This is a genomic window from Zeimonas sediminis (genome assembly GCF_023721795.1).
In the GTDB taxonomy this organism is placed as follows: Bacteria; Pseudomonadota; Gammaproteobacteria; order Burkholderiales; family Burkholderiaceae_E; genus Zeimonas; species Zeimonas sediminis.
In genome coordinates, this window is sequence record NZ_JAMQYE010000002.1 from 51094 (window position 1) to 64406 (window position 13313).

Here is a 13313-nt window from a genome sequence, read left to right on the forward strand (position 1 = left end):
CCCCGCGGACCGGCCGCCCCAAGCCCGGGCGGCGCGCCAACCGCTGCCCGCGCGCTGCGGGCCGACGGCCGGCACCCGCGTGCTAGGATTTTCGGATGAGCCAGAGCGACCCCCAGGGCTTCGACACCCTGTCACTGCATGCCGGCGCCGTGCCCGACCCGTCCACCGGGGCCCGCGCGACGCCGATCCACCTGTCGACCGCCTTCGTCTTCCGCGACTCCGACCAGGCCGCGGCGCTGTTCAACATGGAACAGGCCGGCCACGTCTATTCGCGGATCAGCAACCCGACCGTGTCGGTCTTCGAGGAGCGGATGGCCGCGCTCGAGGCCGGCGTGGGCGCGATCGCCACGGCCAGCGGCCAGGCGGCGCTGCACCTGGCGGTCGCCACGCTGGCCGGCGCCGGCTCGCACATCGTGGCCTCGCGAGCGCTGTACGGCGGCTCGCACAACCTGCTGCACTACACGCTGCGCCGCTTCGGCATCGAGACCACGTTCGTCGACCCGCGCGACCCGGACGCCTGGCGCGCCGCACTGCGGCCAAACACGCGGATGCTGTTCGGCGAGACGCTGGGCAACCCCGGGCTCGACGTGCTCGACATCCCGACCGTGGCGGAGATCGCCCACCGGCACGGCGTGCCGCTGCTGGTCGACTCGACCTTCACCACGCCTTGGCTGATCCGGCCCTTCGAGCTCGGCGCCGACCTGGTCTACCACTCGGCCACCAAGTTCCTGTGCGGCCACGGCACCGTGGTGGGCGGCGTGCTGGTCGACTCGGGCCGCTTCGACTGGGACGCCTCGGGCAAGTTCCCCGAGCTCACCGAGCCTTACGAGGGCTTCCACGGCATGGTCTTCTCCGAGGAGTCCACCGTCGCGCCCTTCCTGCTGCGCGCCCGCCGCGAGGGCCTGCGCGACTTCGGCGCCTGCCTGAGCCCGATGAACGCGTTCCAGATCCTGCAGGGCATCGAGACGCTGTCGCTGCGGATGGCGAAGCACGTCGCCAACGCCGAGAAGGTCGCGCGCTTCCTGGCCGAGCACGCGATGGTCGATCGCGTGTCCTACCCGGCGCTCGAGTCGCACCCCGACCACGCGCTGGCCAAGAAGCTCCTGCCGCGCGGCTGCGGCGCGGTGTTCAGCTTCGACCTGAAGGGCGACCGCGCGGCCGGCCGGCGCTTCGTCGAGTCGCTGCGGGTGTTCTCGCACCTGGCCAACGTCGGCGACGCGCGTTCGCTGGTAATCCACCCGGCTTCAACCACGCACTTCCGGATGGACTCGGCCGCGCTGAAGGCGGCCGGCATCGGCGAGGGCACGCTGCGCCTGTCCGTCGGCCTCGAGGACGCCGACGACCTGATCTCCGATCTCAAGGCCGCGTTCCGCGTGGCGCAAAAGGGCTGATCCCATGTGGCTGCAGGTCAACGGACAACGCGCCTACGCCTACACCGGCGGGCGCCCCTTCGATCCCGCGCGCCCCGTGATCGCCTTCGTTCACGGCGCGCAGCACGACCACAGCGTCTGGATCCTGCAGACGCGATACCTGGCCCACCACGGCTACTCGGTGCTGGCCTTCGACCTGCCCGGCCACGGCCGCAGCGAGGGCGAGCCGCTCGCCACCGTCGAGGCGATGGCCGACTGGGTGCTCGCAGCGCTCGCGGCCGCCGGCGTGGGCAAGGCCACGCTGGTCGGCCACAGCATGGGCTCGCTGATCGCGCTCGACGCGGCCGGCCGCGCGCCGGACAAGGTCGACCGGATCGCGCTGGTCGGCAGCGTGTTCCCGATGCCGGTTTCCGACGCGCTGCTCGACGCGGCCCGGTCCGACGAGCCGCGCGCCTTCGACATGATCAACCGCTGGTCGCACGGCTCGCTGTACGACCCGCCGAGTTGTCCGGGGCCGGGTTTCTCGATCTGGAACCAGAACCGGCGGCTGATGGAGCGCCAGCGGCCCGGCGTGCTGCTGAACGATTTCGTTGCCTGCAATGCCTACCAGGCCGGCTTCGATCGCGCCGACGCGCTCGCCTGCCCGGTGCTGTTCGTGCTCGGCAAGCGCGACCAGATGACGCCGCCGCGCGCGTCGCGCCCGCTCGTCGAGCGTTGCGCTGCCGCGCTGGCCGGGCGCGGGCTGCCGGCACCGAAAGTGGTCGAGGTGCCCGACTGCGGGCATGCGCTGATGACCGAGAAGCCGCTGGCCGTGCTGAACGCGCTGCGCGAGTTCGCGACGAAGGCCTGAGTCAGCCGGTCCGTGCCGCAGCGCACGCGGGCCACAGCGGCGCGTCCAGGAATGCCGCCGGGAAGGCATCGCGCGAATCCCCGCCGGAGGGCAGCCAGACCGCGTCGAACAGCGGCCTGAGGCTCAGCGTGGCCGGCGCCGCCGCCCATCCCCAGCGCTCGGCCCAGATCGGATCGCCCTCGTCGTCGTCGATCGGCAGCGGCGCGCGGCGCGCGAGCCGCCGCAACAGCAGGCGCAGCCTGCCGGTCGAAACCTGCGCCTCGACTGGCGCCAGGTCGGCGAGCGTCACGAAACGCGTCAGGTAGCCGAGCGCGGCCAGCAGGCCGACGGCATCGGCGGCGCGCCGCGGGTCGCGGTCGAAGAGGCCTTCGAAGCTTCGCGCCGGGATCGTCGCGTCGGTGCGCTCGCCTGCCTCGGCCACCATCGTGTCCAGCACGCGCCGCGCGTCGTCGAATCGATCCGCCATCGTCCGGCGGACCTGCGTGTCGTCGGGCTGCCCCCACCAGCGCAGGTTGGCCGCGAGCAGCGCCCCGGCCAGCAGCGCCATCCAGCCGAGCAGCAGCCAGAGCAGGAACAGGGGCAGCGCCGCGAATGCGCCGTAGACGACCGTGTAGGTCGGGAACCGGACCACGTAAAGGCCGACCCCACGACGCAGCAGCTCGAACAGCAGCGAGGCCAGCAGCGCCCCGGCGAAAGCCTCGCTCCAGCGCACGAAGGTGGCCGGCACGAGACGGTAGAGCAGCGTGAGTCCGGCGAGGCTGGTCAGCCACGGCACGAGCGCGAACCAGACGCCGCGCAGCTCCTGCAACTCGCCGCCGCGCAGCCAGCGCGTCACCACCACGCCGTGGAAGAGCAGGCTGGTGGCCAGCAAGAGCGGGCCCAGCGTGAGCACCGCCCAGTAAAGCGTCAGGCGCAGCGTCAGCGGCCTGCGCCGGTCGGCTCGCCAGATCCGGTTCAACGTCGCCTCGACCGTCAGCAAGGCGCTGAACGCGGTCAGGAAGAAAACGATCGCGCCGAGCGCCGACAGCTCGCCCGCCTTGGCCGCGAACTGGCCGACGTGGCTGAGCAGCGTCTGGCTGAACGCCGCCGGGAACAGGTTGCCGTCGAGGAACCTGTGCAGCGCCTCGCGCAACTCGCCGAAGACCGGCAGCGCGGTCATCACCGCGAAGCCGATCGAGAACATCGGCACGATCGCCAGCATCGACAGGAAGGCCAGGCTGCCCGCGACCTGGGAAAGGCGCAGCTCCCGCGCCTGCTCGATCATCGCCCGGGCAAGGCTCGCAAGGGCCCTGCCGAACGGCAGCGCCGCGGCCGAGGGCGACGAATCGTGGGGGCTGGGCGCGACCTTCATCCCTATAATTCTGAACGATGTCACCAGACCTGTTGCGCCGTGTCGTCCTGGCCTGCTTCGTGGCGCTGATCGCGCTGGGCCTCGCCTGGGAAACCTGGCTCGCCCCGCTGCGCCCCGGCGCCTGGCTGCTCGCGCTGAAGGTCGTCCCGCTCGTCGCTGCGCTGCCGGCGATAGCGGGCGGCAAGGTGCGCGCCTATCAGTGGTGGTCGATGGGCGTGCTGCTCTACCTGACCGAGGGCCTCGTGCGGGCCACCTCGGACACCGGCCCGAGCGTGCCGCTCGCGGTCGCCGAGTCGCTGCTCGCCGCGACCGCCTTCCTGGCGATCCTGGGCTACGTCAGGTCCAAGCGGCGAGCCGCGGCGACCTGAAGGCCTCGAGACCGGCATCGAGGATGCGCGCACCCTCGCGCGCGAGCGTCGCCGAATCGCTCAGCGTGCGCCGCCAGCGCCGCGCCCCGGGCAACCCGTTGAAGAGCCCGAGCATGTGCCGGGCGATCGCGCGCGGCGGCGTGCCGGCGGCGGCCTCCCGCAGCAGGTAGTCGCGCATCGTCTCGACCGCCGCCTCCCGGCCCTGCGCAGGGCCCTGCTCGTCGAAGTACAGCAGATCGACCGTGGCGAGCGTCCAGGGATTCTCGTAGGCCTCGCGTCCGAACATGACGCCCGCCAGCGGCGTGCCGCCCTGCCCGCCGCGCAACTCGGCGAGCGCCGCATCGTGGCTTCGCAGGCCGCCGTTCAGCACGAAGCGGCACGCCGGGAAGTCGCCGGCCAGGCGGTGGACGATCTCGTAGCGCAGCGGCGGCACCTCCCGGTTCTCCTTCGGGCTGAGGCCCTTCAGCCAGGCGTTGCGGGCATGCACGATGAAGAGCTCGCAGCCGGCCTCGGCCAGCGTGCCGACGAAGTCGCGCACGAAGCCGTAGTCCTCGATACGGTCCAGCCCGATCCGGTGCTTGACCGTGACCGGCACCGAGACCGCGTCGCGCATCGCCTTCACGCAGTCGGCCACCAGCGCCGGTTCCGCCATCAGGCAGGCGCCGAACGACCCGCGCTGCACCCGCTCGCTGGGGCAGCCGCAGTTCAGGTTGACCTCGTCGTAGCCGGCGCGCTCGGCCCACTTGGCGCTGCGCGCCAGGTCGGCCGGCTCGGAGCCGCCGAGCTGGATAGCCACCGGATGCTCGGCCGGATCGAAGGCGAGCAGGCGCTCGCGCGGACCGTGGATCAGCGCCCCGGTGGTGATCATCTCGGTGTAGAGCCGCGCGCGGCGCGACAGCGCCCGATGGAAGCGCCGGCAGTGCCGGTCGGTCCAGTCGATCATCGGGGCGACGCAGAAGCGGTGCGAGGCAAGGTCCTGATTCATCTGAGCATTTTACCCTTCGGCCCGGTATCGTCGCCCGGCTCGCGAAGATAGGCCGAACGGCCTAGTCCGCCGCGCTAGACCGCCGGGACGCTTGACACCCTGCCCTCCGCCGCGCGAACAATCCGGCCAACGACCAAGCGCTGCGGCCGCGGGCTGCCGACCGCGGAGACGAGCGCAACGAGAACGGGAGGAAACGAAGATGGGCGTGTCCGCACTGGTCGTCGATGACCACCCCCTGATCCGCGACGCGGTCCGGATGACGCTCGAGTCCCTGGGCCCCGGCGACCGGATCGACATGGCGGATTCGTTCGCCGAGGCCCGGCGAATGCTCGAGTCCGGCGGCGAGTGGGACTTCGCGCTGCTCGACCTGAGCCTGCCGGATTGCGAGGGTTTCGAGGGCCTTTCCGCCTTTCGCGAGTTGCGTCCCACCCTGCCGACGATCGTGCTGTCGGGCCGCACCGATCGGGAGACCATCCTGCGCTGCATCGATCTCGGCGCGGCCGGCTACATCCCGAAGACGAGCCAGTCCGACGTCATCTCCGACGCCCTGCGGCTGGTCGCTTCGGGACACGTCTACCTGCCCCGGGAGGCGCTCGACCGCAGCCCACCGCTGCCGGCGCGCGCCGGATCCTCGGCCGCCTGGCCGGCCCCGGTCGCCGGTGAACCGGGCGGGGCCGCCCTGGTATTCGCCGCGGGCGTCGGCGCGGCCCGGGTGCCCGCGGCTGCCGGATCGCCGGGCGGCGGCGAGCCGGGCTGGCCCGCCGGCACGCGCGCGGCCGCCCCGCCCCGTCCGGCGGAGGCCGTGGCGCAAGCCTCGGCGCCGGTCGATCCGCGCAAGCTGGGTCTCACCGAGCGGCAGTGCGACGTCCTGCGGCTGATCCTGCGCGGCCTGCCGAACAAGCTGATCTGCCGGCAACTCGATCTCGCCGAGGGCACGGTCAAGGTTCACGTCAGCGCGGTGCTTCGCGCGCTGGGCGTGCGCAACCGCACCCAGGCGGTGATCGCCGCCAGCCGGATGGGCCTGCGGCTCAACCGCGACCAGCCCGGCGACTGAGCGCCTGTCCGGCGTGCCCGCGCCGGCGCGCCTCTCGACTTCCGCCGCTTGACCTTCCCATAATGGGAAGCTTGAAACTCTTGTCGAATCTTCCCCGGCGGGGAAGACAACACGGATCGCCGACCCCGGCGATCGGTAACGAGGGAGCCAGAGATGAACCAGGTATTCGAAGTGAAAGGCATGAGCTGCGGCCATTGCGCGCGCGCGGTGACCGGCGCGATCCAGGAGATCGACCCGTCGGCGAAGGTCGAGGTGGATCTCGCGGCCGGCTCGGTCGAGGTGCAGAGCGCGCGGCCAAGGGTCGAGCTGGCCGAAGCGATCCGTGAAGCCGGCTACGAAGTCGCGGCCTGAGGCGGCGGGGCGGTCGCGGCCCGAGGCCCCTGGGAAGTCGCAGCCCGCGGCCGCGCGCGCCGCGGCCGCAAGCCCGCCGCGCGCCGTCGATGCAGGCCCGATGAACATCGGCCAGGCGTCGCAGGCCACCGGCGTCAGCGCGAAGATGATCCGCCACTACGAGGAGATCGGGCTGCTGCCCGCCGCGCAGCGAAGCTTTTCCGGCTACCGGCAGTACGTGGCAGCGGACCTTCACACGCTGCGATTCGTCAGGCAGGCCCGCCAGCTCGGCTTCGGCATTGCGCAGATCGCCGTACTGCTCGACCTGTGGCGCGACCGCGGCAGGCCCAGCGGCGAGGTCAAGGCGCTCGCCGAATCGCACATCCGCGAACTCGATGCGCGCATCGCCGAACTGCGCAGCATGCGCGCCACGCTGGCCTCGCTCGCCGAGGCCTGCCACGGCGACCACCGGCCCGACTGCCCGATCCTCGACGGCCTGGCCGGCGAGTGATCCGCAGCCTGCAAGTTGTCATCGCCCGCCGGGACAATTCTCTCCGGACCCCAGGAGAAGGAGCAGAAAATGACGGACAGGACGCACGATACGAAGGAGTTTGCCGGCAAGGTCGCGATCGTCACCGGCGCGGCGTCGGGCATCGGGGCCGCGGTGGCCGAGCTGCTGGCCGCCGGCGGCGCATCGGTGCTGGTGGCCGACCACGACGCCGAGGGCGCCAATGCGGTCGCCGAGCGCATCGCGAAGACCGGCGGCGCAGCGCTCGCCCACCGGGTCGACGTCTCGGATCCGACCGCGGTGAAGGCCATGGTCGACGCCGCGGTCGAGCGCTTCGGCGGGCTGCACCTGGCGGTGAACAATGCCGGCATCGGGGGCGCGCTCGCGCCGCTCGCCGACCAGCCGCTCGACGCCTGGCACAGGGTGATCGCGGTCAACCTGAACAGCGTCTTCTACTCGATGAGGTACGAGATCCCGGCGATGCTGGCCGCGGGCGGCGGCGCGATCGTGAACATGGCCTCCATCCTCGGCTCGGTCGGCACGCCCAACAGCTCCGCCTACGTGGCCGCCAAGCACGGCGTCGTGGGCATGACCAAGAGCGCTGCCGCCGAGTACGCGAAGCAGGGCATCCGGATCAACTCGGTCGGCCCGGCCTACATCGACACCCCGTTGCTGAACGTGCTGGACGCGGCCACCAAGGAATACCTGGTCGGGCTGCATCCGGTGGGCCGCCTGGGGCGTGCGAAGGAGGTCGCCGAACTGACCGCATTCCTGCTCTCGGATCGGGCGAGCTTCATCACCGGCAGCTACCACCTGGTCGACGGCGGCTACACCGCGCTCTGAACCGATCGGAACGCATCGACGCCGTCCCGGCGCCTTGCGCGGCCTAGAATGCCGCGATGAGGATCGTTCCCGTCGTGCTGGCGTTGCTGTGGGGCCTGAACTGGCCCGCGGTCCGTATCGCGCTGAGCGCCCTGCCGCCCTGGACGCTGCGCGGCGCCGGCCTGGCCTGCGGAGCGATCCTGCTGCTCGCGATCGCGAAGGCCCTCGGGCGCTCGCTGCGCGCGGCACCGGGCATGGCGCCGCGGATCGCGATCGCGGGCGTGCTGAACATCGCGGTATTCAACGTGGCCACCGCGTTCGCGCAGCTGAACACCAGCACCTCGCGCGCCGCGGTCCTCACCTTCACGATGCCGATCTGGACCGCGCTGTTCGCCTGGCTGCTGCTCGGCGAGCGGATCGACCGGCGCAAGGCGATCGCGCTGGCCTGCGGCAGCGCCGGTATCGCGCTGCTCGCCTGGCCGGTGTTCGCCGCCGGCGGCTCGGCGCGCGGCCTCGTCTACCCGCTGGTCGCCGCGCTCGGCTGGGCTGCGGGCACCGTCTACCTGAAGTTCAGGCCGATCGCCGGCGACCGCATCGTCGCGACCGGCTGGCAGCTCGCGGTCGGCGCCGCCTGCGCCGGCATCGGCCTGCTGGCCAGCGGCGAAACGCCCAGGCTCGCGCGCTTCGACGCGCAGGTGGCGGGCGCGCTGGCCTTTCACGTGCTGCTCGCCACCGCGCTCGCCTACCTGCTCTGGTTCCGGATGCTCGAGCGCACCAGCGCGTCGACCTCGGCGCTGACCACGCTGATGATCCCGGTGGTCGGCGTGCTCGGTGCGATGATGCTGGTCGGCGACCGGCCCGGCGCGCTCGATCTCGCCGGCTTCGCCGCGGTGCTGGCGGCGGCTGCGCTGATCCTGCTGCCGGCGCGCGCGCCGGCGAAGCTCGCCGCGCCGACGGCCGGCGCCGCGGCGCAGGCGCAGGCGCAAACGAAAGGAGCGACACGATGATCGACGACGACGCCGCGAAGCAGGCCGCCGGCCTGCTCTGGAAGGCCTGGCGCACCGCGGGCACCCTGGCTGCGCTGCCCGAGGCCTGCCGTCCCGACAGCCGCGCCGACGGCTACCGGATCCAGTCCGAACTGCTCGCGCTGGCGGGCCGCGGCTGGGGCTGGAAAATCGCCGCCACCAGCGTCGCCGGCCAGCAGCACATCGGGGTCGACGGCCCGCTGGGCGGGCGCATCTTCGCCGACCGGATCCACGCGCCCGGCGACACGGTCTCTCTGGCCGGCAACCGGATGCGGGTCGCCGAAGTCGAGTTCGCCTTCCGGATCGGCCGCACGCTGGAACCTCGCGATGCCCCCTGGCGCAGCGGCGAGCTGCTCGAAGCGGTCGACGCGCTGCTGCCGTCGATCGAGATCCCCGACTCGCGCTTCGAGCCCTTCGAGCGCGCCGGCGCCCCGCAGCTGATCGCCGACAACGCCTGCGCCTGGCGCTTCGTGCCGGGCAAGCCCGCGCCGGAGAGCTGGCGCGACGCCGACCTCGCCGCCTGGCAGGTCCGGGCGGCGGTCGGCGGCCGCTACACCCGCGATGGGATAGGCAGCAACGTGCTCGGCGATCCGCGTCTGGCGCTCGCCTGGCTGGTCGACGAGCTGTCGGCGCAGGGCATCCCGCTGGAGGCCGGGCAGGTGGTCACGACCGGCACCTGCCTGCCGCCGCTCGAGATCCAGCCCGGCGACCACCTGGTGGCCGACTTCGGCGCGCTCGGCACCGTCGACGTGCGCTTCGCCGAATGATGCACAACCGGTCGGCAGCGTCGCAGGAAAGCCGTGCTCTGCGCGAACGGAGCGAGGCCGTGATCGGCGCGTCCGGGGCGCGATCGTGAGCGGCACGGCCTCGCCGACGCCCGGCGCCGTCGCCGCGGGCTCGCTCGCGTCGGGCACGCTCGCCTATTTCGCGACCAGCGTCTGCTGGGGCGCGAACATCCCGCTCACCGCGATCCTGTTCCGCAGCTTCGATCCGTTCTTCCTGGGCTTCCTGCGCGCCAGCGTGGCCTCGGTGGTGCTGGCGATCGCCGTGGTGCTGATGCTCGGCTGGCGCAGGCTGGCGCTGCCGATCGGCCTCGGCAGGCTGGCCGCGATGTCGGCAGCGATGGCGGGCTTCTTCATCCTGTACAACCTCGGCCTTCGCTACACGAACACGATCACCGCCGCCGCGATCATGGCCGGCGCGCCGGTCTACGGCGCAGTCACGATGCGGCTGCTCACCGGCTCGCCGCTCGAGCGCGGCTTCGTGCCGGCGGTGGCGCTCACGCTGGTCGGCGGCGCGATCGCGGTGTGGAGCCGGGCGGACGGCGGCGCGATGCGGCTGCAGGGCGGCGAGCTGCTGATCGTGCTGGCCTTCGGCTGCTGGACCGCCTACTCCCTTTACGCGCAGCGCTGGTTCGGCCCCGAGGTGCCGCAGCTGCGGCGCACCTGGAGCGCCACGCTGGGCGCGGCCTTCTGGCTGTTGCCCTGCTGGGCGCTGATCCACGCCGTCGGCATCGCGCCGCCGCCCAACCTCTCCCCGGACGCCGAGGCGCTGCTGTGGCTCGGCGTGACCGGCACCTTCTCGACCGCGCTCGGCGGCCTGCTGTGGAACGTCGGCGTGTCGCGGGTCGGGCTGGCGGCCGGGGTGCTCTGGCAGAACACGGTGCCGGTCTTCGGCGTGCTGATCTCGATGATGTTCGGCTTCGTGCCGACCGCCGGCCAGGTGCTCGGCGGCGCGCTGGTGCTCGCCGGCGTGCTGGTCATGCAGTGGCACCGCCTGAAGCGCTGAAACGCGGCCCCGTCCCGTAATTCCCCTGATCGGTGCGGCCGGCGTTTCCCGGCCCCGCATCCGGAGATTGACGCACCTCGCCGCTGCCCCGATCATCCGGCAGACCGCCCTCGCCGCGCACCCCGTGCAGCCGGTGCCAGGAAGGCGGGACAACGACAACCACCGAGGAGGATTGCCATGCAGTCGAGGAAGACACGTACGAGGAAGACACGTACCGCCGTCATCGCGGGCCTGGGCGCCAGCCTGGGCCTCGCCGCTTCGCTCGCCTTCGCGCAGCAGGCGAACTGGTTCCCGTCCAAGTGGGGCGCCAACGACGAGATCGGCGCGGCCAACTACATGACGCCCGAGCGCGTGGCCGCGGCCGCCAAGCTGGTCAAGACCGGCAAGGTCTATTCGCTGGGCATCGAGGTCACGCCCGACACGCCGGCCTTCCCGCCGCGCGGCTGCAAGCTGTACATCGTGCAGCCCGGCCAGCATGCCGGCGCCACGCTCGGCCCCACCAAGACCAGCTACAACGACGACATCCTGAACTGCTGGGTCGGCATCGGCAGCCAGCTCGACGGCCTGGGCCACATCGGCATCGACAACGTGTACTACAACGGCGTGCACGCGAAGGACTTCGTCGATTCGACCGGCCTGAAGAAGTACGGCATCGAGAAGATCCCGCCGATGGTCACCCGCGGCGTGCTGCTCGACATGGCCGCCTATTTCGGGGTCGACGTGGTCAAGGAAGGCACCCCCTTCAACAAGGCCGAGATCGAGGGCGCCGCGAAGAAGCAGGGCGTCGAGATCCGCGAGGGCGACGTGGTGCTCTTCCACACCGGCTGGCTCAGCCTGATCGACAAGGACCCGAAGCGCTACGGCAGCGTCGAGCCCGGCCTCGGCAAGGAAGGCGCGCTGTACCTGACCGGCAAGGGCGTGGTCGCGATCGGCGCGGACACCTGGGGCCTGGAGGTGCTGCCCTTCGAGCAGGGCGTCGGCGTGTTCGAGGTGCACCAGATCCTTCTGACCAAGACCGGCACCTACATCCTCGAGAACATGAACACCGCGCCGCTGGCCAAGGACAAGGCCTACGAGTTCATGTTCGTGCTGGGCCACAACAAGTACAAGGGCGCGGTCCAGTCGATGATCAACCCGGTCGCGATCCGCTGACCGGCGCGCGCGGCGGCCGGCTCCGTCGGCTCGCCGCGGATCTTTCGCCCCGGCTGAACCGACGGCGCCGCTTCCGGTTTATGCTCGCGCCGTCGCCCCTTTCAGGAACCCCATCATGATCGGACGTCTCGCTCGCTGGCTGCCCGCGCTGGCGCTGGCCCTGGCCGCCGGCACCGTTTCCGCCCAGAACCTGACGATCGGGCTGTCGACGCCGATCACCACGCTGGATCCCCACTTCCACAACCTGTCGCCGAACAACGCGATGGCGCGCCACGTCTTCGAGACCCTGGTGCGCACCGACGAGGCGCAGCGCAAGCTGCCGGGCCTGGCGGAGTCCTGGAAGGCGCTGTCCGACACCGAGTGGGAAATCAAGCTGCGCAAGGGCGTCAAGTGGCACGACGGCTCGGAGTTCACCGCCGACGACGTGATCGCCACCTTCAAGCGCGTGCCGGGCGTGCCCAACAGCCCGGCCTCGTTCGCGGTGTTCGTGCGGCAGATCACGTCGATCGACGCGCTCGACAAGCACACGCTGCGCCTGAAGACCGCCACCGCCCACCCGCTGCTGCCCAGCGACCTGAGCTCGGTGCTGATCCTGCCGAAGTCGGTGGCCGAGACCGCCAAGACCGAGGACTTCAACTCCGGCAAGGCGATGATCGGCACCGGGCCGTTCCGCTTCGCCGAGTACGTGGCCGGCGACCGCGTCGCCTTCACCCGCAACGATGCCTACTGGGGCAAGAAGCCGCACTGGGCGAAGGTGCAGTTCAAGATGATCACCAGCGCGCCGGCACGCGTGGCCGCGCTGCTGGCCGGCGACGTGCAGATGATCGAGAACGTGCCGACCGCCGACATCCCGAAGCTGAAGAAGGACGCCCGCGTCGCGCTGTCCTCGGCGGTGTCCAACCGGCTGATCTACCTGCACATGGACAGCGGACGCGAGACGAACTCGCCGTTCGTGACCACCGCCGACGGCAAGCCGATGGAGGCCAACCCGCTGCGCGATCCGCGCGTGCGCCGCGCGATCAGCAAGATGATCGACCGCGACGCGATCGCCTCGCGCATCATGGAGGGCCAGTCGGTGCCCGCCGGACAGCTGCTCGCCGAGCAGTTCTTCGGCACCAGCCAGAAGCTCAAGGCCGAAAAGTACGATCCTGCCGGCGCGAAGAAGCTGCTCGCCGAGGCCGGCTATCCGAACGGTTTCGGGCTGACGCTGCATGCGCCGAACAACCGCTACATCAACGACGCCGCGATCGCCCAGGCGATCGCCCAGTTCCTGACCCGCAACGGCATCCAGACCAAGCTCGAGACGATGCCGTCGAACGTGTTCTTCTCGCGCGGCTCCAAGCTCGAGTTCTCGTTCCTTCTGGCGGGCTGGGGCGCCGAATCGGGCGACACCAGCTCGCCGCTGCGCTCGCTGCTGGGCACCTACGACCGGGCCGCCGGCATGGGCGCGGCGAACCGCGGCCGCTTCTCCGACGCCGGCCTCGACGCGCTGATCACCACCGCGCTCACGACGATCGACGACACCAAGCGCGGGCTGATGCTGGCGGCCGCCAGCGAGAAGGCGATCGAGCTGATGGGCCTGGTGCCGGTGCACTACGAGGTGAGCACCTGGGGCACGCGCAAGGGGCTGAGCTACCGGGCGCGCGCCGACCAGTACACGCTGGCCTACGACGTGGTGCCGGCCAAGTGAGAGCCGGGCGCCGGCCCCCG

Annotated in this window: 14 protein-coding genes; 12 read left to right on the forward strand and 2 right to left on the reverse strand. The window is 71.5% G+C overall.

Going from position 1 to position 13313, the window contains the following annotated elements; all coding sequences use genetic code 11:
* The first annotated feature begins 95 nt into the window (after positions 1–95).
* Together M6I34_RS15615 and M6I34_RS15620 are read left to right on the forward strand one after the other, a co-directional pair.
* Entirely contained in the window at positions 96–1391 is a 1296-nt protein-coding gene (locus tag M6I34_RS15615; protein ID WP_272486736.1) for an O-acetylhomoserine aminocarboxypropyltransferase, read from the forward strand.
* A gap of 4 nt (positions 1392–1395) precedes the next feature.
* Positions 1396–2220: an alpha/beta fold hydrolase gene (locus tag M6I34_RS15620; RefSeq protein WP_272486737.1), complete on the forward strand. Its 825-nt coding sequence runs from the start codon at positions 1396–1398 to the stop codon at positions 2218–2220.
* A 1-nt stretch (position 2221) separates the two neighbouring features.
* Here M6I34_RS15620 and M6I34_RS15625 read toward each other — a convergent pair whose 3' ends face one another.
* A complete protein-coding gene (locus M6I34_RS15625; RefSeq protein WP_272486738.1) occupies positions 2222–3571 on the reverse strand; it encodes a YihY family inner membrane protein in 1350 nt (449 codons plus the stop codon).
* A 17-nt stretch (positions 3572–3588) separates the two neighbouring features.
* Between M6I34_RS15625 and M6I34_RS15630 the strand changes: the two genes are divergently transcribed.
* Complete coding sequence (locus M6I34_RS15630; protein WP_272486739.1) at positions 3589–3939, forward strand: DUF2069 domain-containing protein; 351 nt, start codon at positions 3589–3591, stop codon at positions 3937–3939.
* On the opposite strand, the gene dusA is transcribed toward M6I34_RS15630, so the two are convergent.
* Positions 3908–4924, reverse strand: coding sequence for a tRNA dihydrouridine(20/20a) synthase DusA (gene dusA, locus M6I34_RS15635; RefSeq protein WP_272486740.1), 1017 nt, complete (start codon positions 4922–4924; stop codon positions 3908–3910). The two genes, M6I34_RS15630 and dusA, sit on opposite strands and share 32 nt — an antisense overlap.
* Positions 4925–5123: 199 nt before the next feature.
* Here dusA and M6I34_RS15640 point away from each other — a divergent pair, with 199 nt between their 5' ends.
* The 9 genes from M6I34_RS15640 to M6I34_RS15680 all read left to right on the forward strand — a co-directional run bounded on the left by M6I34_RS15640 (position 5124) and on the right by M6I34_RS15680 (position 13293).
* Positions 5124–5978: a response regulator transcription factor gene (locus M6I34_RS15640; RefSeq protein ID WP_272486741.1), complete on the forward strand. Its 855-nt coding sequence runs from the start codon at positions 5124–5126 to the stop codon at positions 5976–5978.
* Between the two features lie 153 nt (positions 5979–6131).
* The gene (locus M6I34_RS15645) at positions 6132–6329 is read left to right on the forward strand and encodes a heavy-metal-associated domain-containing protein (protein WP_272486742.1); all 198 of its coding nucleotides are present in this window, start codon (positions 6132–6134) and stop codon (positions 6327–6329) included.
* A gap of 100 nt (positions 6330–6429) precedes the next feature.
* Entirely contained in the window at positions 6430–6819 is a 390-nt protein-coding gene (gene cueR / locus M6I34_RS15650; RefSeq protein ID WP_272486743.1) for a Cu(I)-responsive transcriptional regulator, read from the forward strand.
* A 69-nt stretch (positions 6820–6888) separates the two neighbouring features.
* Positions 6889–7659: an SDR family NAD(P)-dependent oxidoreductase gene (locus M6I34_RS15655; protein ID WP_272486744.1), complete on the forward strand. Its 771-nt coding sequence runs from the start codon at positions 6889–6891 to the stop codon at positions 7657–7659.
* Between the two features lie 56 nt (positions 7660–7715).
* Entirely contained in the window at positions 7716–8645 is a 930-nt protein-coding gene (locus M6I34_RS15660; RefSeq protein WP_272486745.1) for a DMT family transporter, read from the forward strand.
* Positions 8642–9430, forward strand: coding sequence for a 2-keto-4-pentenoate hydratase (locus M6I34_RS15665; RefSeq protein WP_272486746.1), 789 nt, complete (start codon positions 8642–8644; stop codon positions 9428–9430). The genes M6I34_RS15660 and M6I34_RS15665 overlap by 4 nt, the downstream gene beginning before the upstream one ends.
* Positions 9431–9515: 85 nt before the next feature.
* Entirely contained in the window at positions 9516–10451 is a 936-nt protein-coding gene (locus M6I34_RS15670) for a DMT family transporter (protein WP_272486747.1), read from the forward strand.
* A 177-nt stretch (positions 10452–10628) separates the two neighbouring features.
* Complete coding sequence (locus tag M6I34_RS15675) at positions 10629–11603, forward strand: cyclase family protein (RefSeq protein ID WP_272486748.1); 975 nt, start codon at positions 10629–10631, stop codon at positions 11601–11603.
* 115 nt (positions 11604–11718) lie between these two features.
* Positions 11719–13293: an ABC transporter substrate-binding protein gene (locus M6I34_RS15680; RefSeq protein ID WP_272486749.1), complete on the forward strand. Its 1575-nt coding sequence runs from the start codon at positions 11719–11721 to the stop codon at positions 13291–13293.
* Positions 13294–13313: the final 20 nt, after the last annotated feature.

Coding starts and splice junctions, on each gene's coding strand:
- M6I34_RS15615 (WP_272486736.1), top strand. CDS start 96: ATGAGCCAGAGCGACCCCCAGGGCTTCGACACCCTGTCACTGCATGCC.
- M6I34_RS15620 (WP_272486737.1), top strand. CDS start 1,396: ATGTGGCTGCAGGTCAACGGACAACGCGCCTACGCCTACACCGGCGGG.
- M6I34_RS15625 (WP_272486738.1), bottom strand. CDS start 3,571: ATGAAGGTCGCGCCCAGCCCCCACGATTCGTCGCCCTCGGCCGCGGCG.
- M6I34_RS15630 (WP_272486739.1), top strand. CDS start 3,589: ATGTCACCAGACCTGTTGCGCCGTGTCGTCCTGGCCTGCTTCGTGGCG.
- dusA (WP_272486740.1), bottom strand. CDS start 4,924: ATGAATCAGGACCTTGCCTCGCACCGCTTCTGCGTCGCCCCGATGATC.
- M6I34_RS15640 (WP_272486741.1), top strand. CDS start 5,124: ATGGGCGTGTCCGCACTGGTCGTCGATGACCACCCCCTGATCCGCGAC.
- M6I34_RS15645 (WP_272486742.1), top strand. CDS start 6,132: ATGAACCAGGTATTCGAAGTGAAAGGCATGAGCTGCGGCCATTGCGCG.
- cueR (WP_272486743.1), top strand. CDS start 6,430: ATGAACATCGGCCAGGCGTCGCAGGCCACCGGCGTCAGCGCGAAGATG.
- M6I34_RS15655 (WP_272486744.1), top strand. CDS start 6,889: ATGACGGACAGGACGCACGATACGAAGGAGTTTGCCGGCAAGGTCGCG.
- M6I34_RS15660 (WP_272486745.1), top strand. CDS start 7,716: ATGAGGATCGTTCCCGTCGTGCTGGCGTTGCTGTGGGGCCTGAACTGG.
- M6I34_RS15665 (WP_272486746.1), top strand. CDS start 8,642: ATGATCGACGACGACGCCGCGAAGCAGGCCGCCGGCCTGCTCTGGAAG.
- M6I34_RS15675 (WP_272486748.1), top strand. CDS start 10,629: ATGCAGTCGAGGAAGACACGTACGAGGAAGACACGTACCGCCGTCATC.
- M6I34_RS15680 (WP_272486749.1), top strand. CDS start 11,719: ATGATCGGACGTCTCGCTCGCTGGCTGCCCGCGCTGGCGCTGGCCCTG.